Below are 26,090 nucleotides of genomic sequence, written 5' to 3'. Positions count from 1 at the left end.
CTGAATAGCGGAAATCCTTGAGGATCGGGTCTTTTCCGGTCCGCGCTCTTGCCCATATGCAGATCATGACCGACCTCACCCCCGCCCCCCTCACCGCTGAAGACTTCAGCAGCGAAGCGACAGCCATCCAGGCGATGGCCATCCAGGCGATAGATCGGCTGGCGCGCGCGGGCCTTCGTCCCACCCGCCAGCGCGTGGCCCTGGCCAAGCTGCTGTTCGACGGCCATGACCGCCACGTGACGGCGGAACAGCTGCATGGTGAGGCGTCGACCGCCGATATGCGGGTGTCTCTGGCCACCGTCTACAACACCCTGCACCAGTTCACCGAAGCGGGCCTGCTGCGCGAGGTGGTGGTGGAGGCCGGGCGGTCCTACTTCGACACCAACGTGTCGGACCATCACCACTTCTTCTTCGAGGGCAACGGCCACCTGATCGACATCCCGGGCGACGCCCTGGCCGTCAGCGGCCTGCCCGACGCGCCCGCCGGTACCCGCGTCGCCCGCGTGGACGTCATCATCCGCCTCAGCGACGGGAACTGAACGGCGGACGGCATCCTTCCCCATCCTTCAAACGGTTCCCCTTCCGGGTGAGGCGATAGTTTAGAATTTCTCTAGACGAATTGCCCCGCCGGCTTGGGCGTGGCATGATCATCGCCCGCATGAAAGGCCACCGCAGATGGCCGCTGAAGGTTTGCGTGAACCCTGTCGTGGAGGACTGTTGCCATGTCGCTCAAGGGTACCAAGACCGAAAGCAACCTGAAGGAAGCGTTCTCGGGCGAAAGCCAGGCCAATCGCCGTTATCTCTATTTCGCGCAAAAGGCCGACATCGAAGGCTACAACGATGTCGCGGCCGTGTTCCGCTCCACCGCTGAAGGCGAGACCGGCCACGCCCACGGCCACCTGGAATTCCTGGAAGAGGTCGGCGACCCGGCGACGGGTGAGCCCATCGGTTCCACCGACCTGAACCTGAAGGCCGCCATCGCCGGCGAGACGCACGAATACACCGACATGTATCCCGGCATGGCCCGCACCGCCCGCGATGAGGGCTTTGACGAGATCGCCGACTGGTTCGAAACGCTGGCCAAGGCGGAGAAAAGCCACGCCGGCCGTTTCCAGAAGGCGCTGGACCAGCTGAACAGCTGACCCCCCGCCCCCGGTAACGCCTGATCTTCCCCAGCCCTATCCCGACGCTCCCTCCTGGATGCAGGCCGGCGCCGGTGGAGGTGCGCCCATGCGCGAAGGCAGCCTGGAGGCCCCCGTCCGCCATCCGGTGGATTGGCAGAACCCGGATTTTTATGACGAGGCGCTGCTGGACGCGGAGATGCGGCGCGTCTTCGACGTCTGCCACGGCTGCCGCCGCTGCTTCAACCTGTGTGACAGCTTCCCCCGCCTGTTCGACCTGGTGGACCACGCGCCGTCGGAAGAACTGGATACGGTGGAGAGCAAGGATTTCGTCAAGGTCGTGGACGCCTGCACGCTGTGCGACATGTGTTTCCTGACCAAGTGCCCCTATGTGCCGCCGCACCCCTTCAACCTGGATTTCCCCCACCTGATGTTGCGTTATCGCGCGGTGCAGGCGCGCAAACACGGCGTCCCCTTCGCGGTGGACCAGATGACCCGCACCGACCGCAACGGCCGTGTCGCGGGCAAGGTGGCGTCCCTGGTGAATTGGGCCACAGCCACCGGCAACCGGTTGACGCGCCGCATGATGGAAAAGGTGGCGGACATCGATGCCGCGGCCAGCCTGCCCAAGTTCCAGGGCCGCAGCTTTGTCGCGCGCGCGGCCGACGACCCGCCGGCGGTCAACCCGGTGGGGCCGGCCGCGGGGCGCAAGGCGGTGTTCTACGCCACCTGCTTCGTCAATTTCAGCAACCCCGGCATCGGCCAGGCGGCGCAGTCCATCCTGGCGCACAACGGGGTGGCGACGGACGTGGCCTATCCCGCCTGCTGCGGCATGCCCCAGCTGGAACAGGGGCGTATCGAACAGGTGGTGGAAAACGCCGGCCTGGTCGCCCGTCACTTCAGCCGCTGGATCGACCAGGGCTATGATGTCATCGCCCTGGTGCCGTCCTGCGCCCTGATGCTGAAATTCGAATGGCTGCACCTGGTGCCGACGGACCATCCCGACCGCGCGGCGGTGGAGCGGTTGTCCAAGGCCACCTTTGACATCGCGGAATACATCGTCGACATCGCCCAAAAGGAAGGGCTTGCCCCTGGTCTGCGCCCGCTGGAGGGCGGTGTGACCCTGCACATCGCCTGCCACGCCCGGGCGCAGAACATGGGGCAGAAGGCGGCGGAGATGCTGCGCCTGATCCCCAAGGACGCCGAGGGCGGGCGGATGGGCCCGGCCGAGCTGAAGGTGGTGGAACGCTGCTCCGGCCATGGCGGCAGCTGGGGTGTCATGAAGGGCAATTTCGAGACGGCGCTGAAGGTGGGCAAGCCGGTGGCCAGCCAGGCCGTCAAGAACGCCAAGCACTATCTGGCATCCGAATGCCCGCTGGCGGGCGAACACATTCGTCAGGGGGTGGAGCGGCTGGATCCGGCGCAGGCGGCATCCCTGGAGCAATTGCACCCCGTCGAAATCTTCGCCCGGGCCTATGGGCTGTGAGGCCTTTGGGGCATAGTCCGGGCGCGTTCAGGAGACCCCATCATGACCCAGGCGCCCTCTCCCGTTTCCAGCCGGCGGCACGCCATCGGCCGGGACGACATCATGCCCATGGACGAATACGGCCGGATACGGGCGGAGCGCCGCCGCGCCCTGGTGGCGGTGAAACGTGACCGCCGCCTGGCGGTGGGGCCCTACGCCACCTTCCATTTCGAAAGCTATGAGACCATGTGGTCCCAGGTGCACGAGATGCTGTTCATCGAGCGTGGCGGCGAGGCCCAGGTCGAGGATGAGCTGCGCGCCTACAACCCGCTGATCCCCAAGGGGCGGGAACTGGTGGCCACCGTCATGTTCGAGATCGACGACCCCCTGCGGCGCAAGGCCCTGCTGGGGCAGCTGGGCGGGGTGGAAAACACCCTGTGGCTGGAGTTCGCCGGCGAAAAGGTGCGCGGCCTGCCCGAGGCCGACCTGGACCGCACCTCCGCCGCCGGCAAGGCCTCCAGCGTGCAGTTCGTCCACTTCCCCTTCGCCGACGCCCAGGTGGCCCTGTTCCGCCAGCCGAACACGCGGGTGGTGGTGGGCGTCGACCACGACCAATATCCGCACATGACGGTGATGCCGGAGGCCGTGCGCGCCGCTTTGGCCGGGGATTTTGATTGAGGCAAACAAAAGGCCGGCTCCGTCAGTGGGCCGGCCTTCGTCGTGATGGGGTTGCGTCGCCTACCTGACGGTTTCCAGCGCCCTCGCCGGCGCTTTCGCGCCCACATGCGGATAGGGGCTTTCGGTGTCGAACATATCGATGCTGTCAGGGTCGTAGGGGAACCAGTTGGTGGGCTTGTCGTCCGACCCCGGCGTGCCCGGCGGCACGGGCGCCAGGCTGTGGCCGGAGGGTTTGCCCGGGCCACTCTTCGCCACCACCTGGTGCAGGCCGTAGATGGCGGCCAGGCCCAGGGTCGGCCCCAGGATCATCAGGCTGGCCCCCCAGGCCAGGATGGCGATGTCCATCTTCAGGCCCAGACCGGGCAGCAAGAGCTGGGCGGCGCCGTACACGGCCAGTTCGGACATGCCGAAAACCAGGCCAAGGCCGATCGCATTGAAAGCAGGCACATCCTGAAGGATCTGAGCGTCCTTTTTCATAGCAGCCTCCCTATTTATTACAGGAATGATGCGCTCACTTTTTCGATTCCGCCACTACCCATTTGGACGTCTGAAAAAGACATCCCCAGTCTTTCGCAATTGCGAAATAAACCCGGTTCAAACCGGCACCTCTTTCCTTAACGCCCAGATCCCGTGTTAAGGTCCCGCGATTTCGCGGTTTTGGGTCATTCGGCTTTCAAGGATGGGCGGGCATGGATCAGGCGGGTGGTTTGCGGGTTTTGCTGGTGGGCGGCACGGGCCTGGTGGGCGCCCATGCCCTGACCATGCTGCTGGAGTCGCCCAAGGTGGCCCAGGTGGTCAGCCTGGTGCGCAAGCCCACCGGCCTGCGGCATGCCAAGCTGCGTGAGCTGGTGGTGGATTTCGCCACCCTGTCCGACCTGCCGCCGGACGTGCGGGTGGACGCCCTGTTGTGCGCCCTGGGCACCACCCGCAAGGACGCCGGCAGCGACGCCGCCTTCCAGGATGTGGACCTGAAGTATGTGGTGACGGTGGCCAAGGCGGCGCGCCGCGCCGGCGCCACCTTTTTCGGCGGCGTCTCCTCCGTCGATGCCGACTCGACCTCCCATCGCCTGTATCTGAAGACCAAGGGGATGATGGAGGATTACGTGGCCACCCTGGGCTTCACCTCCCGCCATTTCCTGCGCCCCTCGCTGCTGCTGGGCAAGCGCAGGCAGGAGCGGCCGCTGGAACGGTTCTTCCAGGTGCTGGCGCCTTTGGTCGGCCCTTTCCTCAGCGGACGCCTGGAAAAGTACCGCCCCATCCCGGCCAAGGTGGTGGCCGCGGCCCTGGTCACCACCGCCAGCCAGCCGGCCATCGGCGGCGTGCGCACACATGAATACAGCGCCATCCGCTCCCTGGCGGGGATGTGATTTATACGCGCGACATTTGATCGTGACCTCTCAAATGCCCCCTCACTCGCCGGGCGCCCGCATCCGCGGGCTACAGCGGCACGAGTCAACATCTCGTGCCGCTGGCATTACACGGCCAGATCAGCCGCGCTGAGCCAGTGGATGCGGCCGAAGCCCGCCACCAGGTGGGCCTGGGCGATCTCCATCCGCCAGAAGCGGAAATCGGGGAAGTCGGCGTAGAGCGCGGCCCCGGGATGGCGGTCCAGGTAGGTGGCGCGCGCGGCCTCCGCCTCCTCCCCAGCCAGGGGTTCCGCCCGCCCCATGACGGACAGGCGCGGCCCGGTCAGCGGATTTTCCCGGCCGGCGGTGTCCTCGAACAGCAGGGCGGCGCGGGCGTCCTGGCGCAGGTTGCGGGTGTGCAGCGCCAGTTCCGACAGCAACAGCAGGGGCCGGCCGCCGCCATCCAGCGCCACCAGCACCAGGGACGGGTAGGGCCAACCGGCCATGGCCGCGGCGTCATCGGCCGAGCCCGCGACCAGGGTGGTCAGCGTGGCTTGGGGCCGGCTGGCCAACAGATCCAGGGCGGTCTGCCGCGCCTCGGCCGGGGGGCTGGCAGGCGCGCCGGCGGGGGCCGCTTGCGGGGGTATGTCGGGAGGCATTGTCACCGGCGTCACTCCACCCATTTCTTTGGAACCGCCCCGCCCCTTGCGGACTATTCCTCCAGTGGCAGGGGCGGCTGCATACTTCGCCGTAATCATGCCATAGTGCCGGGCAATCTGGTGAACTGGGGCTGTCCCCCGACTTCGGTCGGACGGGACGGCCGGGGCAAAGTGGGAAGAGGGGAAAACTCCGTGGTTCAGACCATCGCGCTGGTTGACGATGACCGCAACATCCTGACCTCCGTCTCCATCGCGTTGGAGGCCGAGGGGTACGAGGTGCGCACCTACACCGACGGGGATGAGGCCCACCGCGCGCTCAGCTCACGGCCGGTGGACCTGGCCGTGCTGGACATCAAGATGCCGCGCATGGACGGCATGGAGCTGCTGCAGCGCATCCGCCAGAACTCGGCCATGCCCGTCATCTTTCTCACCTCCAAGGATGATGAGATCGATGAGTTGCAGGGCCTGCGCATGGGCGCCGACGACTACATCAAAAAGCCCTTTTCCCAGCGCCTGCTGATCGAACGCATCAAGGCCCTGCTGCGGCGCGAGGTGCTGAACGCCGGCGGCGGCAAGGGGACGGCGGAGCCGGGCTCCGTCATGGTGCGCGGTGAGCTGGTGCTGGACAACGCCCGCCATTCCTGCACCTGGAAAGGGCAGGAGATCGACCTGACGGTGACGGAATTCCTGCTGGTGAAGGCGCTGGCCCAGCGTCCCGGCCACGTGAAAAGCCGCGACCAGCTGATGGACGCCGCCTATGGCGAGCACATCTATGTCGACGACCGCACCATCGACAGCCACGTGAAACGCCTGCGCAAGAAGTTCAAGGTGGCCGACGAGGACTTCGCCCAGATCGAAACCCTGTACGGCGTGGGCTACAAATACCGCGACGCCTGAACGGCTTAAGGGCGCTCACCGCGTCCGCCGGAGCGTTCCGGGGAGCGCGGCGGACTGGAAAGCGAGGATAGCCACAGGGGCGGATGCCCCGTCGGCGCCTGAGGAACCTGATATGCTCAAGGACATGCTGGCACGGCGCGCAGCCCCCGCCGGGGGGGCCGCGGCGGCGCAGGGAATGGCGGCCGCCCCTTTGCGACGCGGCGCCCAGGTGGAGTTGGACGGTGACGCCAAGCCGGTGGTGCGCGCCCGCCGGCGCCGGTCCTATGGCGTCATTTCCCCCCTGACGCGCCACATCCTGACCGTCAACCTGCTGGCGCTGGCCTTGCTGCTGTCAGGCCTGCTGTACCTGGAGCGCTATCAGGACTGGTTGGTGCAGCGCCAGTTGGACATCCTGACGACCGAGGCGCGCATCTTCTCCGGCGCCCTGGGCGAAGGCGCCATGGAGCCCAGCAGCGATGAGTTCAACGAGCCGGCGGGCACGCTGTCCTGGACGCTGGCGGCCCAGATGGTGCGTCGCCTGGGCGACACCACCGACACCCGCTTCCGCCTGTACGATCCCAAGGGCAAGCTGCAGGCCGACAGCCGGGTGCTGAGCCTGGCCAAGGGCACCCGCGTGCAGATCGAGGAGCTGCCGCCCCTACCGGACGGCAACCAGCTGACCCAGCTGGGCATAGACCTCTACAACGCCATCGTGCGGGCCCTGCCCACCCGTGACCATTTGCCGGTCTATGCGGAGAACCGGGCGGCCGACGGCAGCCATTTCCCCGACGTGCAGAAGGCCCTGAACGGCGAGGCGGCCACCCATGTCTGGCGCGTGGCCGGCGATGCCGGCAAGCAGGACATGGTGCTGACCGTGGCCGTGCCCATCCAGCGCTACAAGCAGGTGCTGGGCGCCGTGCTGATCAGCCGCAGCGGGTCCGAGATCGATACCGAGGTGCGCGAGTTTCGCGTGAACATCCTGAAGGTGTTCGGCGGCGTCATCGTGCTGACGGTGCTGATGTCCATTTATCTTGCCAGTACCATCGTGCGCCCCATCCGCCGGCTGGCGGCGGCGGCCGACGACGTGCGCTACGGCCATGGCCGGCAGGCGGTGCTGCCCGACTTCTCCGGCCGGCATGACGAGATCGGCGACCTGTCGCAATCGCTGCGCGCCATGACATCGGCCTTGTGGGACCGCATGGACGCCATCGAGCGCTTCGCCGCCGACGTGGCGCATGAGATCAAGAACCCCCTGACCTCCATGCGCAGTGCGGTGGAGACGGTGCAGCTGGTGAAGGATGAGACGCGGCTGCGCAAGCTGCTGGCCATCATCGCCGACGACGTCGGCCGCCTGGACCGCCTGATCAGCGACATCTCCAACGCCAGCCGCCTGGATGCGGAGCTGAGCCGGGCGGAGGCCAACTCCGTCGACCTGCGCCGCATGCTGACCATGTTCAAGGACATCCACGAGAACACGCTGGGCGCCGCCCCGGACGAGGGGGAGGAAGGCGAGGCCGGGCCGCCGCCGGTGACGGTGGAGGTGGAGCTGCCGCCGGCCAGCCGCAACCTGGTGGTTCCGGGCATCGAGGGCCGCCTGACCCAGGTGTTCCAGAACCTGATCTCCAACGCCCTGTCCTTCTCCCCGCCCGGGGGCAAGGTGGTGCTGGCGGCCAAGGTGGTGGGCGACCGGGTGGAGATCACCTGCACCGACGACGGCCCGGGCATACCGGCCGGCAAGACCGAAGCCATCTTCGACCGCTTCTATACCGAGCGGCCGGCGGGCGAGAAGTTCGGCACCCATTCCGGGCTGGGCCTCTCCATCTCCAAGCAGATCGTGGAGGCCCACAACGGCCGCATCTTCGCCGCCAATCGCACCGATGCGACCGGCAAGGTGCTGGGCGCGGTGTTCACGGTGCAGCTGCCGCGGGGCTGAAATCTTTCGTACGCGCAATTAAGTTGCTGGATCACGGGCCGTGGCGCATGGCGGGCATTAGGGCGCGGCGGCGCGGGCGGTCTTGAAATCGCCGCCAGGGCCGGTATCGTCGGCGGCCTACTCGCCCCCCCTTGGATCGAACTGGGCGTCCAACCGGGGTGAGCCCAGCTGACATGAGAGCGCCGCCCCATGAGCTTGAACACCTACCGCGCCGGTCCAGACGAGCACGGCCATTTCGGTATCTACGGGGGGCGGTTCGTCGCCGAAACCCTGATGCCCCTGATCCTCGACCTGGAAAAGGCGTACACCGCCGCCAAGGACGACCCGGCCTTCAAGGCCGAGATGGGCTATTACCTGAACCAGTATGTCGGCCGCCCCAGCAAGCTGTACTTCGCCGAGCGGCTGACCAATGAGCTGGGCGGCGCCAAGATCTATCTGAAGCGCGAAGAGCTGAACCACACCGGCGCGCACAAGATCAACAACTGCATCGGCCAGATCCTGCTGGCCAAGCGCATGGGCAAGACCCGCATCATCGCCGAGACGGGCGCCGGCCAGCACGGTGTCGCCACGGCCACGGTCTGCGCCCTGTTCGGCCTGCCCTGCACCATCTACATGGGCGAGGTCGACATCGCCCGCCAGCAGCCCAACGTCTTCCGCATGAAGCTGCTGGGCGCGGAGGTGAAGCCCGTCACCTCCGGCTCGCGCACCCTGAAGGACGCGATGAACGAGGCGCTGCGCGACTGGGTCACCAATGTCGGCGACACCTTCTACATCATCGGCACCACCGCCGGCCCGCACCCCTATCCGGCCCTGGTGCGCGACTTCCAGTCCATCATCGGCCATGAGGTGCGTGAGCAGATGGTGGCCATGGAAGGCCGCTTGCCGGACACGCTGGTTGCCTGCATCGGCGGCGGCTCCAACGCCCTGGGCCTGTTCTACCCCTTCCTGGACGACGCCGACGTCGCCATGGTGGCGGTCGAGGCCGCCGGCCACGGCATCGAGACCGGGGCGCACGCCGCTTCCCTCACCGGTGGGCGGCCCGGCGTGCTGCACGGTAACCGCACCTACCTGTTGCAGGACGAGGACGGGCAGATCCTGGAGGGTCACTCCATCTCCGCCGGCCTCGACTATCCGGGCATCGGGCCTGAGCATTCCTGGCTGCACGATGTCGGCCGCGTCACCTATGTCAGCGCTACGGACACGGAGGCGCTGGACGCCTTCCAGCGCCTGTCGAAGGTGGAGGGCATCATCCCGGCGTTGGAATCCTCCCACGCGCTGGCCGAGGTCATCCGCCGCGCGCCCACCCTGCCCAAGGACCACCTGATGGTCGTGAACCTCAGCGGCCGGGGCGACAAGGACATCTTCACCGTCGCCCGCGAACTGGGGGTTAGCCTGTGAGCACCACGAATTCCCGCATCGATCGCCGTTTCGCTGCCCTGAAGGCGGAGGGCCGCGCCGGCCTGGTCGCCTTCATCACCGCCGGCGATCCCGACCACGACACCTGCCTGGACCTGCTGAAGGGCCTGCCGGGCGCGGGCGCCGACCTGATCGAGCTGGGCATGCCCTTCACCGATCCCATGGCGGACGGCCCGGCCATCCAGGCCTCCACCCTGCGCGCGTTGGCCGCCGGCGCCCGCATGACGCGCACGCTGGACCTGGTGAAGGCCTTCCGTGAGGGTGATGCCGACACCCCCATCATCCTCATGGGCTATTACAACCCCGTCTACGCCTATGGCGTGGACCGCTTCCTGGCCGACGCCAAGACGGCCGGGGTGGACGGCCTGATCGTCGTCGACCTGCCGCCGGAAGAGGATGGCGAGCTGTGCCTGCCGGCCCAGGCCGCAGGCGTCAACTTCATCCGCCTGGCGACGCCGACGACGGACAAGGCCCGCCTGCCGGCGGTGTTGGCCAACACCTCGGGCTTCATCTACTACGTCTCCATCGCCGGCATCACCGGTGCCGGTTCGGCCACCAGCGACGCCATCGCCGCCGCCGTGGCCCATCTGCGCAGCGGTACCGATCTGCCGGTGGCGGTGGGTTTCGGCATCACCACGCCTCAGGGTGCGGCCGACGTCGCCCGGGTGGCGGACGCCGCCGTGGTGGGCAGCGCCATCGTCCGCCGGCTGGAGGCCAATCTGGACGCCGACGGCAAGGCCAAGCCCGGCCTGGTGCCCGACGTGCTGGGTTTCGTGGGGCAGTTGGCGGCCGGGGTGCGCGGCGCGCGGAAATAGGCTACAAGATCGGCTTTCGCCTGTCCGGGGGCGCGCCATCAGGCGCCGCCCCCGCTGGTGTTTGTCAGCGCCGGCCCCGGCCAGGCGAATGTCTTTAAGGTTAAGCACATGAACTGGCTCACTAATTTCGTCCGCCCCAAGCTTCAGGCCCTGGTGTCCAAGAAAGAGGTGCCGGACAACCTCTGGCACAAGTGCCCGTCCTGTGGCGCGATGATCTTCCACCGCGACCTGGAAGAGAACCTGCACGTCTGCCAGCACTGCGGTTTCCACATGCGCCTGGACCCCATGCAGCGCCTGAAGATGACGCTGGACGCCGGCTTCCAGACCATCGAGCTGCCCAAGCCGGTGGTGGACCCGCTGAAGTTCCGTGACCAGAAGCGCTACACCGACCGCCTGAAGGACGCGCAGTCCAAGACCGGCCGCCCCGACGCCATCGTCGTGGCCCACGGCCGCATCGACGGCCGTCCGGCGGTGGTCGCCGCCTTCGACTTCACCTTCATGGGCGGCTCCATGGGCATGGCGGTGGGCGAGGGCCTGCTGGCCGCGGCCAAGCTGGCCGTGCTGCAGCAGGCGCCGCTGATCGTGGTCCCGGCTTCCGGCGGCGCCCGCATGCAGGAAGGTATCCTGTCGCTGATGCAGATGCCGCGCACCATCATTGCCGCCGAGATGGTGAAGGAGGCGGGGCTGCCCTACCTCGTTATCTTGACCGACCCGACCACCGGCGGCGTCACGGCCAGCTTCGCCATGCTGGGCGACATCCACATCGCCGAGCCCGGCGCGCAGATCGGCTTCGCCGGTGCCCGCGTCATCGAAAGCACCATCCGCGAAACCCTGCCGGAAGGCTTCCAGCGGTCGGAATACCTGCTGGAGCACGGCATGGTGGACATGGTCGTGCATCGGCGCGAGATGAAGGGCATGCTGTCCCGCCTGATCGACCTGCTGCGCAGCCCCGGCCCCGGCGCCGACGTGGTGCGCATCCCCACCGAGCCGTCGCGCCCGCGCCCGGTGCCTGTGACCAGCCGCTAAGGCTGGAGTTTGAACGGAGGGGGGACGGTCGTGTCGGATCTGGACCAGGTGCTGGCCCGGCTGGGCCAGCTGCATCCCAAGGTCATCGACCTGTCGCTGGATCGCGTGAAGCGCCTGCTGGCCCGGCTGGGCCGGCCGCAGGATCATTTGCCCCCCGTCGTCCACGTCGCCGGCACCAACGGCAAGGGCAGCACCATCGCTTTCCTGCGCGCCATGCTGGAGGCGGCGGGCTACCGGGTGCATGTCTACACCAGCCCCCATCTGGTCCGCTTCAACGAGCGGGTGCGGCTGGCCGGCCGCCTGGTGGATGACGCCGCCCTGGTCACCCTGCTGGAACGGTGCAAGGCCGCCAACCAGGGCGACCCGATCACCATCTTCGAGATCATCACCTGCGCCGCCTTTCTGGCCTATTCCGAGGTGCCGGCCGACGTGCTGCTGCTGGAGACGGGGCTGGGCGGGCGGCTGGACGCCACCAACGTGGTGGACCGGCCGGCGGCCGCCGTCGTCACCCGCATCTCCTTCGACCACACCCAGTTCCTGGGTGACACGCTGGCGGCCATCGCGGGCGAAAAGGCCGGCATCTTCAAGCCCGGCTGTCCCGCCGTGGTGGGCCCCCAGGCATCGGACGTGCCCCTGTCCGTCTTCCGTGACCGTGCCGCCGCGTTGGACGCGCCGCTGGCCATTGCCGGGGCGGACTGGTCGGCGCTACCCACCGCCGTCGGCTTCCGCTTCGAAGGCTTTGGCCGCACGCTGGACCTGCCCATGCCCGGTTTGCTGGGCGCGCACCAGATCGGCAACGCCGGCACCGCCATCGCCGCCTTGCTGCACCTGCCCCTGACGGTTCAGGACGCCGACATCGTCACGGGCCTGGCCGCGGTGGAATGGCCCGGCCGCCTGCAGCGCCTGACGCGCGGCCCCCTGGTCCAGCTGATGCCCGGCACGGAGCTGTGGCTGGACGGCGGCCACAACGACTCGGCGGGCGAGGTGCTGGGTGTGCAGGCTGAGCGCTGGACCGGCACCGGTGAGGTGCTGGACTTGGTAGTGGGTATGATCACCAGCAAGGTGCCGGCGGACTTCCTGCGGCCCATCGCCCCCTATGTTCGCCGCCTGGTGGCGATATCCATTCCGGGCGAGGAGGCGACCCGCCCCCCGCCGACATCGCCGCCGCCGCCCGCGCGGTCGGCATCACCGACGTGACCGAGGCCGGCAGCGCCGCCGAGGCCGTCGCCGGGCTGGCGGCCCGGGGGGCGGCCCCGCGCACCCTGATCTGCGGGTCGCTCTACCTCGCGGGTTCCGTCCTGGCGGACAACGGCTGACGCCCCGCCGTCACCAATGCACCTCCAGCGTGCCGCCGATGGTGCGCGGCGCGCCCAGGATGGCGCGGTTCTGGGACGTCAGGACGTACTGGGCATAATGCTCGTCCGTGAGGTTGTTCACGAACAGGTAGGCCCCCCACAGTCCCGCATCGTAGCCCACGCGGGTGTTGGCGATGGCGCGGGCGCCCACGCGGTACTGGCCCTGCGTCGCGCCCACGGCGGTGAAGACGGCATCGCGCCAGTTGGCGTTGAGGTTGGCGACGAAGCCGCCGCCGAAATGCAGGTTCACGCCGCCCGCCAGCGTCCAATGCGGGGCATAGGGGAACTCAGACCCCGTCAGGTCCACGGTGGCGCTGCTGCCGTTGGGCAGGTGCAGTTCATCGAACTTGGTGCGCAGATAGCCGACGGAGGCGTACCAGTCCACCACCGGGCTGATCTTGTGCGTGGTTTCCAGCTCAACGCCGTAGAGGTGGGATTTGCCGGCGTTGACGGTGTTGTAGTCGTAGACGTTGTCGCTGAAGCGGGCGGTGACCTGCTGGTCGCTCCAGTCCGTGTAGAAGGCGTTGGCGTTCACGGCCAGCGACCCGTCCAGCCAGGTGGAGCGGACGGAGCCCTCATAGTTCCAGCTGTATTCCGGATCATAGGGCACCAAAGCCGCGTGGGCGGCGTTCTGGCTGGATCCGCCGGAGCGATAGCCGCGCTGCACCGTGAAGGCCGTCACCAGGTCCGGCGTCCAATCCATGGAAACGCCCGCCTTGGGCAGGAAGGCGTCGAAGGTGCGCTGGTTGGACGCGGTGGCCGAGGCCGCCTGGGCGACAATGCCGGCCACCCCCCGGTTGATGGCCTGCACGGCCAGGTTCAACGGCGTGCCCGCGGCGCCGAAGGCGGCGGGGTCGGGATAGGTGCCGGTGAACTGCGTGGCGGTGCCGGCGCCATACCGGTTCTGCTCATGGTCGTAACGGAAGCCGGCCAGCAGCGACAGCCGGTCGGTCAGGCGATAGCGCCCGTCGCCGAACAGGGCCGCCGTCTCCACCTGTTGCGGCTGGTGGGCCTGATAGGACACCGGGATCACGGGCAGGACCTTGCCATAGGCGGCGCTGATGGCGCTGGCGGTGGCGGCGGGGAAGCCGGCGCCCCGCAGCAGGTTGGTGATGGTCGTCAGCGGCGTGGTGACGGTGACGTGGCTGTCGGCGTCGACGGCCAGGTCGCGGTTGTAATACCAGCCGCCCAGTAGGCCGCTGAACCGGTCGCCCGCATAGTTCAGGCGCAGTTCCTCGGTGTAGGTGGTGGCCTTGGTCTTGTTGTCGACCACCTCGATGTCCGCCGGCGTGCCGTCGCTGTCCTGGCTGGCGTCCTGGCGCAGCCGGTTCCAGGAGGCGACGTTGGTGATGGTCAGCGTGTCGCTCAGCTTATAGGACAGGTTCAGGGTGGCGATGTCGGTATCCACCTTGCCGATGTTGGGCCGGTTGGAGAATGAGGTGCGGTGGTCGTAATAGTCCGGCACGTCGGTGCGGACATACTGGTAGAGATAGCCGCCATCGCGCCGCGTGCGGTCATAGCTCAGCACCGCCGTCAGGTCGGGCAGGGCCTTGGGCGTCCATTTCAGCTTGCCGCGCAGGTTCAGGGACCGTAGCGCGTCCTCGCGGTCGCCCAGCACCTTGTTCTCAATGATGCCGTCGTTGACGCGGCGCTCCGCCGCCACCCGCAGGCCCAGTTCATCCGCCACCAACGGTCCGCCGGCGGCGGCGGAGAAGGTGCGCTCCTGCTGGTCGGTCCATTGCACGCGGGCGTCGCCGGCCCAATGGTCGGCGGCAGGGTCGCGGGTGGTGATGACCACGGCGCCGGCCATGGCGTTCAGCCCCTGGATGGTGGATTGGGGCCCGCGCAGGATTTCGACCTGTGCCACGTCCCACATGTCCGTCGGCCCGCCGAACAGGGCTGCGCCGGGAATGGGCGCCCCGTCGACGTAGACAGTGGCGGCGTCGGCGTTGCCGGCGTTGGATACGCCGGTGTTGCCGATGCCGCGGATGGTGAAGCCGGCGGCGCCGTAGGTCTGCGCGACGTTGGCCGTGCGGTCGTAGATGTCCTGAATGGTCTGGATGTTTTCCTGGGCGATGCGCGCTGGCGTGGTGACGGCCACGCTGGTCGTCGTTTCCTTCAGCGTGCGGTTGGCCTTTTCACCCGTAATGATGATGTCGTCCAGCGCCTCGCCCTCCGCGGGAGCATCCCCAGCGGTGTCCCCGGTGTTGGCCAGCGGCGCAGGCGTGGCCTCAGCGGCCAGCGCGGTCCCTGAAGGTGGCCAGGACAACGCGGTCATGGCCAGCAGCAGGAAGGAATAGTTTGTTTTCGCACACATTTTCGTCCCCGTCTTTTGTCGGGACCGTAAATGCTATGAAACTAAGAATCAATATCATTATTAACAAGATTTTTAGGCGAGGCGCTGATGCGGTTCCCGGGAAGGCGGCCCCAGGATGCGGGGCCCGCACAAAGAAGCCCGTGCAAAGAAGAAGGCGGACGCCTCGGGGACGCCCGCCTCTCTCTACCCGGCACGTTCCGGCCCCGGCGGGCCGGTTCAGATCACAGGTTGGACTTGACCCAGTCGGTCAGGGCCTGCTTGGGCAGGGCGCCGACCTTGGTGGCGACCACTTCGCCGTCCTTGAACAGCATCAGGGTCGGCACGCCGCGCACGCCGTACTTGCCCGGGACGTTGGGGTTGTCGTCGATGTCCAGCTTGGCCACTGTCAGCTGGCCGTTCAGTTCTTCGGCGATGGATTCCAGGGACGGGGCGATCATCTTGCAGGGGCCGCACCAGGTGGCCCAGAAGTCGACCAGCACCGGGCCGCCGGCCTTCAGCACGTCGGTCTCGAAGCTGCTGTCCGTCACCTTCACCGTATTCTCGCTCATAACGCTATCCTTGGCTGCTAGGGCCCCAGGGCTTGGGGGTTCCTATGGTGGCCCTACCTAGTGCGGGTAGGTGCGCGGGGATTCCGCGCCCAGTTTCACCGATAAATGTAGGTGCCCTGGGCGGGTATGGTCAAGGCGGGCCCGGACGGGGGGCAGGGCGGAGGCGGGGGCCCCTTGAAAAGCGGCAAAACCTTCCCCTTCAGGCCCCGAAACGCAGGAAATGCCCAGTCGACGACGATGCGGGCTCATGGTCATGGTGTCGGGGCCGCTGACGCCTGGGCGCCGATGGTGACGGACCCTCCTTGAAGACAGGGGCGTTTGGCCATGGCCCGGTTCGACACATCACCCTTGTCCGCTCTCTTTTCCGAGTCGGTTGAAATATTTTAACGCGATATCAGTAAGCTTCTTTCCTTGGCGGCATCCGGTAAAATTCCGAATGCCGTCGGTTTATGGGTGCCTAACAGTGGCCCGGGATTTGCTTACAGAATTGTCCAAGGTCGGTCCGTGACCAGGCTGAGTGGAATTGGGTTCCATAACGTCCCGTCACAATTAATCATTTGTCTGGCATATTTCCTTTGGATAGGAGAGGCTGGGCTCGCCTCCCCAAAATGGGGGCGGGCGGGGCCCGGGGGACAGCGGGGGGCGGCGGTTTCTGGGATGAGCCAAGCGAAAAGTCTGGATATTTCGCCGGGTACGTTTGGTGAGCGGGGAATTTCAATTCCCTTCACCACCCCGATGCTGAGTCAGGCCCGCATGCGGCCCACCCGCCAGGGCGAACCGGAATTCCTGCTGCCCAGCTTCAACGGCGGCAAGGGCATGTACATCATGCCCTGGCGCTCCCTGCCCGCGGTCATGACCGTCACCCTGCATGACAGGCTGCTGTACGACGCCCTGCTGGAATTGAAGCAGTATTCGCCCGACACCGTGCGCCAGGCGGTATTGGCCGTGCAGGCGACGGGCGTGGCCGGCGGCGACGCCTCGCTGGCGGCGGAAAAGACCCTGGCGCTGGATGCGGGCTATCAGGCGCTGACCCAATTCACCCTGGTCATCGAGTTGCTGAAGCTGGCGCGCATGGACCCGGCCGAGCTGCTGGCCACCGGCATGACCGGCTCCGAAAGCCGGCGCCTGATGCGCGCCGCCCTGGGGCAGCTGGGCCAGCGGGCCAGCCTGCCCGTGGAGGAGATGGTGTCGCGGGTGGAGACCCTGGCCACGCTGATCGCCCCCGTGGGCCTGCCGCAGTGCCAGCAGCTGGGCCGCCTGCGCATGGCGGTGGGCGAGCTGGAGCGCACCCGCGCCAGCCTGCAGCGCTGGGGCGCCACTGACTTCTCCGAGGTGTCGCAGCTGGCCGATTTCGTGGCCGAGACGGCCAAGGCGGCGCTGGACATGTCGCGTGACCGGCTGGCGCGGCTGGACAACCGCTGTCGCGACCTGGGCGCCATCGCCGGTGATTTCCGCACCCTGCGCACCGCAGTGGCGGAGGATGTGACGCGGCTTGGCTGGCTCATGGACGGCTGGCCCTTCCTCATCCGCCTGTGGGACAGCGTGTCCGACAGCCCGCTGGAGACACAGCAATCCACCATGGGTGAGTTGTTCCGCCTGGCCCCCCTGATCCCGGTGGGCGAGGGCGGCAAGGAACCCTCGGCCTACGACCTTGAGGTGCTGGGGAAGATACAGACGCGCTGGCTGCGCATGGGGGAGGACTGGCGCACCGGCGCCCTCGACATGGCGGCGGTGATGCGGATCGAAGCCTTGAAGGCGACGCTGTCATGACCGATCCGGCCTTCACCGATTCCATTGGTGCCCAGTGGCAGACCCTGGCGCGTGACGCCACCCGGCTCAGCGACGCCAAGTTCCTGCAAATCTACGCCTTGTTGGAACAGTTGGGGGAAAAGCCCGGCATCGCCGGGGCGTTCGACGCGATGCGCCCGCGCCTGACCCAATTGCGACCGCCCCGCCGGCCCACCGTCTCGCGCCTGTTCTTCCGCCCGGCGGAGGATCTGTTCGACGATCCCGGCGTCTATACCCGCCGGCTGCAACGGGTGTCGCGCGGCACCTTGCCCACCGCGTGGAAGCTGGTGCGGGCGCGGCTGGACGGCGGCATGGTGGATGGCGTCGCCCAGGGCATCCTGAAGGCCGACCCGCGCGATCCGCGTGTGATGGCCCGCGTGGCGGCGCCCCTCTGGGAAGCGGGCGCCCAGGCGCTGGCGGCCATCGCCGACGAGGCGGAAAACAATCTGCGCTTCATGGTCGACAATTTCGGCCGTGACGACGACGTGCTGCGGCAGATCCAGACGCTGCGCGACGTGCTGCTGCTGGGCGGCATCATCGAGGATTTGAAGCAGCGCCTGCCGGAACGCCCCATCGGCGACCTGGCGGAAAGCCATGTCGAGGCCATCAAGAGCGTCATGGCCCAACTGGGCGGGGCGGAAAGCCCGCAGGCCGCAGCGCCCGTGCTGCTGGTGCTGACCGCCCGCATGCTGCGCCCCGGCGTGATCTTGAAGATGCTGACCGACATGCGCGTGACCGGCAACAGCCAGGCGCAGCGTGACGCCCTGACGCGCGACCTCTCGGGCGTGGTGGTGGGCAACCTGCTGCGCCAGACCGGCACCATGGCGAAGCCGCCGGAGCCGGCGCCCGGCGCCACACCAGGCGCGGCCCCGCTTCCCAAGGATCCGGTGCAGCAATTGGGTTCCCTGGCTGCGGTGGCGGAGCGGCTGACCGATGGCCTCACCTCGGTCAACGACAGTGTCGCCATCCTGCGCGATAAGAAGATCGTCGATCGCGTGGCCGCCGCCCGTAGTGAGATCGGCGAATTCGTGCTGACCACCGTGCTGGGCGACGTGGAGAAGACCCTGGCCGGCCTGATGTATTCCGCCGGCGGCGTCTCCACCCCGCCTGACGAGATGAAAAAGGCGGAGGCCACGGTTCTGGCCCTCAAGCGCTCCGCCAAGCTGGCGGGGCACCTGGGCATCCAGCGCGAGGTCACCGCCAAGATCACGGAAATCCGGCGGGAGATCGACCGCCAGACCGAGCGCATGATGGCGGCCCCCGGCGCCCGGGGTGATCCCGAGGTCCGCCGCCAGATGTTCAACAACCTGCGCCTGGTGGAAATCCTGGCCGGCTCGGACGAGGCGGAGCGGATGTACCGCGACTGGAACCGCCGGTTGAGTTGAGGGCGCTCAGCCGTTCACCGACTTCTTCAGCGACTTCTCGATCTGGCCGCCGCAATAGCTGTCGCCATAGCGCCGGACGGACTCCTTGTCCCAGGCGGCCAGGGCCGGCGTCTGCCAGACCCGGCGGCTCAGGGCCGCGATCCCCGGGGCCGTCTCATCCAGGATCGTGCCAATGCCGGGGAAGACACGGCGCAGGGTGGACCACAGGGTGGCGGTGACGATGTCGGCCACGCCGATGGTGCCGCCGCCCAGCATCAGGCCATGGTCGCGTTGCAGGCCGTGGCGCTGGCCGGTCGCCTCGAAAATGGACATCCAGCGCCGCAGCCGGGGGACGAAGTCCATCCACGTTGCGGGTGTCCACATTTCCCGCCCGCCGTTCAGGGTGATCTCGTCGATCACGTCGTTGGCGTCGGCCACGATCTTCAGGGTCATGGCCCGGTCCTGCGGCGAAGACGGCAACAGGCCCAGGATGTCGCCCAGGTATAGGGCGACGGCCGGCATCTGCGACACGGTGAAATCGGCCGCGCGGTCCACCAGCACGGGCGGACCCATGAAGGGCACCGGCTGGTCGCCCGGGGCTTCCTCCATCACCTCCACCAGGGTGCTTACCTCGGGTTCGTCCCAGGCCTTGCCGGCATGGGCCAGGATGGTGCGGATGAACTCCCCCCGAAAGGGGACAGGCCAGTAGTACAAGGTATAGTCGGACATCGTCTGGGGTCCTCCGGTAGGCTGGTGGGCCCATCACCCAATTATCCCCCTCTTGTATCCCCCCTCTTGGGTAACTCCTGGCGCGCGATAAGGTTCAGCCTAAAATGACGGCGTCCATGCGGGCGGGATCGACCTCGGTGATGAAGGGGCCGTCGGTCCACAGCAGCAGGCAGCGGATGGCCAGATCCGGATAGATGCGCCTCAGGGCGTCCCGGTAGGCCGCCATCTGCGAGACGTACAGGCCGGGAATCTCCTCCGCTGTGCGGGGCGGCGGGCGGTTGGTCTTGAAATCGACGATCTTGACCTCGGTCGCCGTCACCACCAGCCGGTCGATCTGCGCCGCCAGGGGGCGCGTGCCCACCGTGCCCACCAGGGGCACTTCCGACCGGCTGTCGGGACCGAACAGGTCGGCAAACTGATCGTGATTCAGCACGCGCAGGGTTTCCGACCAGATTTCCTCTCGTGCGGCTTCGTCCAGGCCATGGGCCGGGCGGTCCAGCCAGCGGCGGGCGGCCCCGGCCCGGGCCGCCACCGGCATTTCCGGCAACAGCTGCAGCAGCTTGTGGATCAAGGTGCCGCGCTTGAAGCGGCGGGCTTCTTTCGCCTCGCCGTCGCCCAGGGGCGACCGCACCGCCGGTTCCTCCCCATCCGGGCGGGAGGGGGCCAGCGGGCGCGACGGGGCGGGCTCGGCCGCCGGTGGGGCCAGCAGCCAGGCGGGGGCGGGGGGGACCGCCTCGGCACCGTCGCGCCCCGCGCGTTGGGTGGGCGGGGGCCGGGTCTGCGGCTCCGACAGCACCCGGCCGTCGCCCACCCATCCCTGGCGCGACACGGCGGTCAGGTCGAAGGCCCGGCTGGGCGCCACGGCGGCCAGCGCCCGTTCCGTCAGGCGGAACCAGGTGTCGTCGCTGGTGGCCGTCTTGCCCTCATAGCCGCAGACATGCAGTCGGTCCTCCGCCCGGGTCAGGGCCACGTACAGCAGGCGGCGGTATTCCTGGTCGCGCCGGCGGTCGGCGGCGGCGCGGGCGGCCCGGGCCTTCACGTCCTCCTGCTCCCGCCGGGGGGCATATAGGGGGACGCCGGGGGCGGAGCCGCCATCGTCATCGCCGCCCTCTTCGTCTCCGTGGGGCCACAGGATGCGGGGGCTGGTCACCGGCTTGCGCGTCGTATCGGGCAGGATGACCACCGGCGCCTGCAGGCCTTTGGAACCGTGGACGGTCATGATGCGCACCTGCCCGCCCTCCGGCCCGCGATCCTTGGCGCCCGTGTCCAGCTCGCGCTTCACTTCCGTCTTTCCGGCGGCCAGCCAGTGCAGGAAGGTTTGCAGGGACGGCGGATGGGCGCGGTCGAAACCCAGGCACAGGCTCAGGAACTCATCCACCGGGTCGATGGCCTCCGCCCCCAGGCGGCCCAGCAGGGCCCGCCGGCCGCTGACCGGGTCGGCCGGGCAGGGCCGGGTCAGCAGGCCCGCGAACAGCTCATAGGGGGCGGTGTAGTCGACCTCGCCCAGCAGGCGGCGCAGCCAGGCGTAGGCGGGCTGGAAGCGCATGTCCGTTTCCGCCCGCTTCACCAGGGCCGGCCACAGGCGGCCGCCGCGCCCGTGCGCCAGGGTGAACAGCGCTTCCTCATCCAGGCCGATGAAGGGGCTTTTCAGCACGGTGGCCAGGGTCAGGTCGTCTTCCGGCATCAGCAGGAACTGGCCCACCGCCATCAGGTCCATGACGGCCAGCTGCTCGGTCAGCACCATGCGGTCCACGCCCGCCACCGGCACGCGCCGTTCCTTCAGCGCGCGCACCAGCTGCTGGACGAAGGCGTTGCGGCGGCGGACCAGCACCAGGATGTCGCCGGCGGTCAGGGGGCGGCCGCGCGCCTCCAGCACCTCCCCCCTGGCGATCCAATGGGCGATCTGGTCGGCGATGACGGTGGCCAGGCGGGCCTGGGGCCTGTCTTCCGGCTCATGGTGCAGGGGCGGGGACCAGGCCGGCGTGTCCGCCCCATCGCCGGGCCGCACCAGGGGCCACAGCTCCACCGTGCCCGCCATGCCCTGGCGGAAGGGGCGGTGGCGGATGGCCTGCGCCGACACGCCGTCCCGGGCCTCCTGCTGCGCGAACACCGTATCCACCGCCTGCAGCACGGCGCCGACGGACCGGAAGCTGGTTTCCAGGTCGACGATGGCCCAGGGACGTTCCGCCTGCTGCACCCGCGCCTGGAAGGTGCGGCGCATGCGGGCGAACTCCGCCGGGTCGGCACCCTGGAAGCTGAAGATGGACTGCTTCTCGTCACCCACTACGAACAGGGTGCGCCGGGCCTGCGACTGGCCTTCGCCGGCGAAGAACTCCTCCGCCAGGGCGCTCACCACCCGCCATTGCTCCGGGTTGGTGTCCTGCGCCTCGTCGATCAGGATGTGATCCAGGCCGCCGTCCAGCTTGTACAGCACCCAGGCGCAGGCCTGGGCGTCGCCGGTCAACAGGGCGCTGGCCGCCAGGATCAAGTCATCGAAGTCCAGTTGCGCCCGGCTGTCCTTCCAGCGCTGATAGCCTTCCAGCATGCTGCCGGCCAGGGTCAGCAGGCTGGCGGTGGAATGGGCGACCGTCACGGCGCGCAGGCGCTCCTGCAATGCCACCAGGCGCTGGCCTTCCTGGGCCAGAATGTCGGCGGTGCGCGGATTGGCGGCCAAGGCGCCCTTGGTGGCCAGGCGGGAGCGTACCGTACCGTCCGCCGTCAGGAACAGCTGGCGATAGGCCGCGATATCGGTCAGGCGGCGGTCGATCTGGTCCAGCCACCGCTGGATGCCCAGGCCGCGTTCCACATCCGTGGCCGTGCCCTCGGCCAAGGCGGCGCAGGCCCCCCGCAGGCCAGTGACGTCCAGCACCTCGTCCCGGCAGCCGGCCGCCAGCACGCCGGCCTCCGTCTCCTCCGGCCCCACGCCCAGGTGGCGGAACAGGGCGGCGACGGTGCCGTCCAGGCCGCCGTGCGCATCCAGGATGCGGCGGATGCGGCCCCTTTGGGCCACCAGGTCGGCCAGCAGCTCGGCGAAACTTTCCTCGTTCAGGGCGCCGGCCAGGCGCTTCAGGGCCCGGCCCAGGGGGGTGTCCGGTCGGTCCTGGGCGGACGCCAGCATGTGGGCCTGTGCCTCGGCCAGCGCTTCCGCCGCCGTGCGGTCGTCCATCACCTGGAAATTGGGTGGCAGCCGCGCCTCCAGCGGGAAACGGCGCAGCAGGGACTGGCAGAAGGCATGGATGGTCTGGATCTTCATGCCACCGGCCGTGTCCAGCACGCGGGCGAACAGGCGGCGGGCGGTCAGTACCTCATCCCGCGTGGGCGGGCGGCCGTTCAGGTCGGCCAGGGCCTGCGTCAGGTCGCCGTCCGCCATGACCACCCAACTTGCAAGGCGTTCTGCAATGCGGTTGGCCATTTCCGCCGCGGCCGCCTTGGTAAAGGTCAGGCACAGGATGCGGCCGGGCTCGGTGCCGGCCAGCATCAACCGCACCACCCGGTCGGTCAGCACCTTGGTCTTGCCGGTACCCGCCGACGCCCCCACCCAGACCGAGGTTTCGGGGTCCGAGGCCTGGCGCTGCTTGACCGTGGGGTCGATCGGGCGATCCTGGGGGCGCGCCTCGCTCATGCTTCCCCCCCGTCGCCCACCGACCACTCGGCCACGCGCGCCAGGTGCAGATAGTCGGAATAGCGCGGCGCCATGCCGGGCCGGGGCTGGGAGCGGTAGGGGGTGGATTCCTGGTCGAACAGGTCGATCAGCTGGCGCAAGCCCTCCACCGCCTCCGCCGCCAGGCGGGCGGGGTCCAGTTTCAGGGCCACCACTTGGCCGGCGGGCTCACCCCCCGTCAGGCGCCAGAAGGCCAGCTGCTCCACCACCGGTGCCCGCAGGCCGAAACCGCCGGACAGGGCGATGGCGGCCTCCAGCGGCAGCTGCGGGGCGAAGCCCAGCTCCACGTCCTTGGCCCGGGGCGGGGTGCCGGTCTTGTAGTCGATGATGGCGACGGACCCGTCGGGGTGGCGGTCGATGCGGTCGGCCTTGGCGATGATCTCGAACGGCTTGTACGCCGTCTCCAGGGTCAGGGTGCCCTTGGCCTCGGTCGCCAGGGGCTGGACGCCGCCGGCCCGCCGCTCCTGCTCCAGCGCCAGGAACCAGTCGGCGATGCGCTCGAACCTGGGCCACCAGAAGGTCTCCAGGCTGGGTTGGCCGCTATAGGGGGCAAAGGCCACGCGGCCGAAGCGCAGCAGCTGCTCGCGCGCGTCCTCGGGCAGCAGGGTGCCGGGGTTGGCCTTGATGAAGTCGTCCAGCGCCTCATGGATCATAGTGCCGCGGTCGGCCGCCCCCGGGTCGGCGTCCAGGGGATCCAGCGCCTCCAGGCGCAGGACGTGGCGGGCGTAGAGGGCGTAGGGGTCGCGCATCCAGGTCTCCACCTGGGTGACCGACAGGCGGCGCGGCCGGGCGGCCACGGGCGGGCGCGGTTCCGGCGGGGGGCAGGGCCGCACCGCCGCCGGCGTGTCCATTGCCTCCGTCCAGGCGGTCCAACGGCCCATGGTGATGCTTAAAGCGCGGGGACGGCCCAGCGCCTTCAGCACCGTGTCCAGCCGCAGCAGCCAGCGCGACGGCACGGTGGGCGTGCCCTCCACCCGTTCCGACCGGGTCAGCACCACGGTGGCGGCGCCGCAGGCCTGGGCGAAGTCATGCGCCGTCTGGCCCAAATGCCGCTCCGGCGTGGGCAGGCCGAAGCGCTGGCGCATGGGGCGCGACAGCCAGGGGTCGGCCTTGGGTTGCGGCGGCCAGGTGCCCTCGTTCAGGCCACCCAGGATCATGACGTCGAATTGCTGTAGCCGCGCCTCCAGCAGGCCCAGGATGTAGAGGCGCGGGTGCAGGCCATAGCGGGGGCGCACCGCGCGGCCCACCATCAGGGCGCTGATGACGGCGGCATAGTCCGGCCCGCCCAGCTCGGGGAAATCGTGGCCGGCGTCCTGCAATTCGTCCACGAAGGCGGCGGCGGCTTCGCCATCATCCAGGCGCCACAGGCGATCGGCCCCCGATTGCGTGTCGCTGGCGGCCAGGGCCTCCGCCGTATGGGCATGCAGGTCCAGCCAGCCGGCCAGGGTCTTGCCCGTGCCGCTCATGGCCGCCAGCAGGGGCCGCAGGATTTCCTCCAGCCCGTCGATGAAGGCCGACAGGCGGGCGCGGTGGGCGTCCGGGTCGCCGTGGCTGTCGAAGCGCCGGGGCTCCGCCTGGGCCAGGGCCAGGCGCAGACCTTCGAAACCGTCTGCCGGTCGCGGGCCACGCAGCACCGCCCGTTCCAGGTCGCGCACTTGGGCGCGGAAGAAGGATGGGTTCTGCCCGCCCGCCGCCAGGGGGTGCTTCAGCAGGGACAGCAGCGCCAGGGGGGCCGGCTCCGCCGCCCAGTCGGCCAGCAGGCGCAGATAGCTGCCCACCGCGCTTTGCGTCAGCGGCAGGCCGGCGCTGTCGTTGACGGCGATGTCCCAACGCTTCAGCGCCAGGGCCACGCGCCGGGCCAGGTCGCGGTCGGGCGTCACCAGGGCCGCCGTTCGGCCCGGCGTCTCCAGCACCTCGCGCATCATCAGGGCGATGGCGCCCGCCTCCTCCTGCGGGGTGGCGGCATCTAGGCGCGACAGGCCGGCCAGGGCCTGGTCGGCCGCCGCCGCCAGGGCGCTGGCGGACAGGTCCTGCCAGGCCTCCGTCGTGCCGGCGGGACGCAGGGCCTCCGCCACCAGGCGGGCCCGGGCGGGGGCGCTGCGGCGGTGCGCCATGATCTCCGGCAACGGGTCGGGCAGGGGCCAGGGCCGCACCGCGCCCCGGCGGATCTCCAGCCGTTCCAGCAGGCGCTTCAGGCCGTATTGCGGGTGGGCCTCGTCCAAATCCTGCCAGGTGGCCTCATCGCAATCGAGGTCCAGGCCGGGCAGGACGACGGCGCCCTGGGGCAAGGCCGCGACCACCGCCAGCAGGTCAGCGGTGGCAGGGATGCTGCCGGTGGATCCGGCGGCGATGACGGGGCCGGGCGGCGGCTTGGTCCGCCAGGTTTCGGCCAGGGCCTTCAGCCGCAGTTCGCGCTCCCTGGCCGGGTCCACGCCGCCCTCGTCTTCCAGCAGGGCCGGCCAATGCTGGGTGATGATTTCCAGGAAGCGCAGGGTCACCTGCCAGTGCTGGGCGTAGTCGTCCGGCACCAGGCGGGCCAAATCCTCGAATTTGCAGCCCTCGGTTTGCACTTCATCCAGCAGGCGCGCCAACTCGCCCGCCAGGCTCACGGCCTGGGCGGGGGTGGCGGCCAGGTCGGGCGCGCGCATGACCAGGCGGGCCAGCAGCAGCTGCCGGCGCAGGGCGGGCACGGCCTGGGGCAGCTCGGTGCCGCCCTGGGTGAACACCACCTCGTCCGTGTCCACGTCGCCCAGGGGCGACAGGCGGGGCAGCAGGATGGGCTTGCCGCCCGACAGGCGCAGGAAGGCCTCCCGCAGGGAGCGCACGGCGCGCACCGTGGGCAGTAGGACGGTCAGCCGCGACAGGGCCAGCGGGTCATCGCCCACCCGCGCCAGGATGCCGGCCGCCAGCGCGTCCACGAACGGCAGCCCGGGCGCGATGGTGAACAGGGATGTGCCGGTCTCCTCCCCTGATGCGGCAGGCCACGTCATCGG

21 protein-coding genes are annotated in these 26,090 nt (G+C 68.9%); 14 read left to right on the top strand and 7 right to left on the bottom strand.

The features are described from left to right. Nucleotides 1-134: 134 nt before the first annotated feature. The 4 genes from irrA (at nt 135) to Y958_RS13460 (ending at nt 3,264) form a co-directional block, all read left to right on the top strand. On the top strand, nt 135-539 hold the full coding sequence (gene irrA, locus Y958_RS13475) for an iron response transcriptional regulator IrrA (protein ID WP_040842567.1): 405 nt from the start codon (nt 135-137) through the stop codon (nt 537-539). Nucleotides 540-722: 183 nt separating this feature from the next. Next, nucleotides 723-1,142: a rubrerythrin family protein gene (locus Y958_RS13470; RefSeq protein ID WP_040842562.1), complete on the top strand. Its 420-nt coding sequence runs from the start codon at nt 723-725 to the stop codon at nt 1,140-1,142. Nucleotides 1,143-1,230: 88 nt separating this feature from the next. Continuing rightward, nucleotides 1,231-2,607 (top strand): (Fe-S)-binding protein, encoded by a 1,377-nt coding sequence (locus Y958_RS13465; RefSeq protein ID WP_088872371.1) that lies wholly within the window; start codon nt 1,231-1,233, stop codon nt 2,605-2,607. Nucleotides 2,608-2,649: 42 nt separating this feature from the next. Further along, nucleotides 2,650-3,264, top strand: coding sequence for a DUF3501 family protein (locus Y958_RS13460; RefSeq protein ID WP_088872370.1), 615 nt, complete (start codon nt 2,650-2,652; stop codon nt 3,262-3,264). A gap of 60 nt (nt 3,265-3,324) precedes the next feature. Here the strand turns inward: Y958_RS13460 and Y958_RS13455 are convergent, their stop codons facing one another. Further along, nucleotides 3,325-3,741: a hypothetical protein gene (locus Y958_RS13455; RefSeq protein ID WP_088872369.1), complete on the bottom strand. Its 417-nt coding sequence runs from the start codon at nt 3,739-3,741 to the stop codon at nt 3,325-3,327. Between the two features lie 212 nt (nt 3,742-3,953). Between Y958_RS13455 and Y958_RS13450 the strand changes: the two genes are divergently transcribed. Next, nucleotides 3,954-4,631 carry an NAD(P)H-binding protein gene (locus Y958_RS13450; RefSeq protein ID WP_088872368.1) on the top strand — a complete coding sequence of 226 codons (678 nt, stop codon included), beginning with the start codon at nt 3,954-3,956 and terminating at the stop codon, nt 4,629-4,631. 107 nt (nt 4,632-4,738) lie between these two features. Here the strand turns inward: Y958_RS13450 and Y958_RS13445 are convergent, their stop codons facing one another. Beyond that, nucleotides 4,739-5,269: a pyridoxamine 5'-phosphate oxidase family protein gene (locus tag Y958_RS13445; protein WP_088872367.1), complete on the bottom strand. Its 531-nt coding sequence runs from the start codon at nt 5,267-5,269 to the stop codon at nt 4,739-4,741. 192 nt (nt 5,270-5,461) lie between these two features. Here Y958_RS13445 and Y958_RS13440 point away from each other — a divergent pair, with 192 nt between their 5' ends. From Y958_RS13440 to Y958_RS32935, 7 genes are all read left to right on the top strand, one after another. Beyond that, complete coding sequence (locus Y958_RS13440; protein WP_040842565.1) at nt 5,462-6,166, top strand: response regulator transcription factor; 705 nt, start codon at nt 5,462-5,464, stop codon at nt 6,164-6,166. Between the two features lie 112 nt (nt 6,167-6,278). After that, a complete protein-coding gene (locus tag Y958_RS13435; RefSeq protein WP_244909302.1) occupies nt 6,279-8,078 on the top strand; it encodes a stimulus-sensing domain-containing protein in 1,800 nt (599 codons plus the stop codon). A gap of 189 nt (nt 8,079-8,267) precedes the next feature. Then, on the top strand, nt 8,268-9,476 hold the full coding sequence (trpB, locus tag Y958_RS13430) for a tryptophan synthase subunit beta (RefSeq protein ID WP_088872366.1): 1,209 nt from the start codon (nt 8,268-8,270) through the stop codon (nt 9,474-9,476). Beyond that, nucleotides 9,473-10,309 (top strand): tryptophan synthase subunit alpha, encoded by an 837-nt coding sequence (gene trpA / locus Y958_RS13425; protein ID WP_088872365.1) that lies wholly within the window; start codon nt 9,473-9,475, stop codon nt 10,307-10,309. Before trpB ends, trpA begins: the two co-directional genes overlap by 4 nt. 108 nt (nt 10,310-10,417) lie before the next feature. Further along, nucleotides 10,418-11,335 (top strand): acetyl-CoA carboxylase, carboxyltransferase subunit beta, encoded by a 918-nt coding sequence (accD, locus tag Y958_RS13420; RefSeq protein ID WP_088872364.1) that lies wholly within the window; start codon nt 10,418-10,420, stop codon nt 11,333-11,335. A 30-nt stretch (nt 11,336-11,365) separates the two neighbouring features. Continuing rightward, complete coding sequence (locus tag Y958_RS13415) at nt 11,366-12,532, top strand: bifunctional folylpolyglutamate synthase/dihydrofolate synthase (RefSeq protein ID WP_338039050.1); 1,167 nt, start codon at nt 11,366-11,368, stop codon at nt 12,530-12,532. Next, on the top strand, nt 12,529-12,651 hold the full coding sequence (locus Y958_RS32935) for a hypothetical protein (protein ID WP_338039049.1): 123 nt from the start codon (nt 12,529-12,531) through the stop codon (nt 12,649-12,651). Before Y958_RS13415 ends, Y958_RS32935 begins: the two co-directional genes overlap by 4 nt. 10 nt (nt 12,652-12,661) lie before the next feature. Here Y958_RS32935 and Y958_RS13410 read toward each other — a convergent pair whose 3' ends face one another. Both Y958_RS13410 and trxA read right to left on the bottom strand, forming a co-directional pair. Next, nucleotides 12,662-15,007: a TonB-dependent receptor gene (locus tag Y958_RS13410; RefSeq protein WP_244909301.1), complete on the bottom strand. Its 2,346-nt coding sequence runs from the start codon at nt 15,005-15,007 to the stop codon at nt 12,662-12,664. 221 nt (nt 15,008-15,228) lie between these two features. Beyond that, a complete protein-coding gene (gene trxA, locus Y958_RS13405) occupies nt 15,229-15,555 on the bottom strand; it encodes a thioredoxin TrxA (RefSeq protein ID WP_088872363.1) in 327 nt (108 codons plus the stop codon). A 753-nt stretch (nt 15,556-16,308) separates the two neighbouring features. Here trxA and Y958_RS13400 point away from each other — a divergent pair. Beyond that, nucleotides 16,309-17,325, top strand: a complete 1,017-nt coding sequence (locus tag Y958_RS13400; RefSeq protein ID WP_145727595.1) for a hypothetical protein — start codon at nt 16,309-16,311, stop codon at nt 17,323-17,325. Beyond that, on the top strand, nt 17,322-18,728 hold the full coding sequence (locus Y958_RS13395; protein WP_088872361.1) for a hypothetical protein: 1,407 nt from the start codon (nt 17,322-17,324) through the stop codon (nt 18,726-18,728). The genes Y958_RS13400 and Y958_RS13395 overlap by 4 nt, the downstream gene beginning before the upstream one ends. 6 nt (nt 18,729-18,734) lie before the next feature. Here the strand turns inward: Y958_RS13395 and Y958_RS13390 are convergent, their stop codons facing one another. The 3 genes from Y958_RS13390 to addB all read right to left on the bottom strand — a co-directional run bounded on the left by Y958_RS13390 (nt 18,735) and on the right by addB (nt 26,087). After that, entirely contained in the window at nt 18,735-19,436 is a 702-nt protein-coding gene (locus tag Y958_RS13390; protein ID WP_088872360.1) for a glutathione S-transferase, read from the bottom strand. Between the two features lie 94 nt (nt 19,437-19,530). Beyond that, a complete protein-coding gene (addA, locus tag Y958_RS13385; protein ID WP_088872359.1) occupies nt 19,531-23,058 on the bottom strand; it encodes a double-strand break repair helicase AddA in 3,528 nt (1,175 codons plus the stop codon). After that, on the bottom strand, nt 23,055-26,087 hold the full coding sequence (gene addB / locus Y958_RS13380; protein WP_088872358.1) for a double-strand break repair protein AddB: 3,033 nt from the start codon (nt 26,085-26,087) through the stop codon (nt 23,055-23,057). Before addB ends, addA begins: the two co-directional genes overlap by 4 nt. Nucleotides 26,088-26,090 lie beyond the last annotated feature (3 nt).

Origin of the sequence: Nitrospirillum viridazoti CBAmc, assembly GCF_000730165.1 — a bacterium.
Lineage (GTDB): Bacteria > Pseudomonadota > Alphaproteobacteria > Azospirillales > Azospirillaceae > Nitrospirillum > Nitrospirillum viridazoti.
Note: the sequence above shows the minus strand (reverse complement) of the source record. Positions and strands in the feature narration are given on the sequence as shown.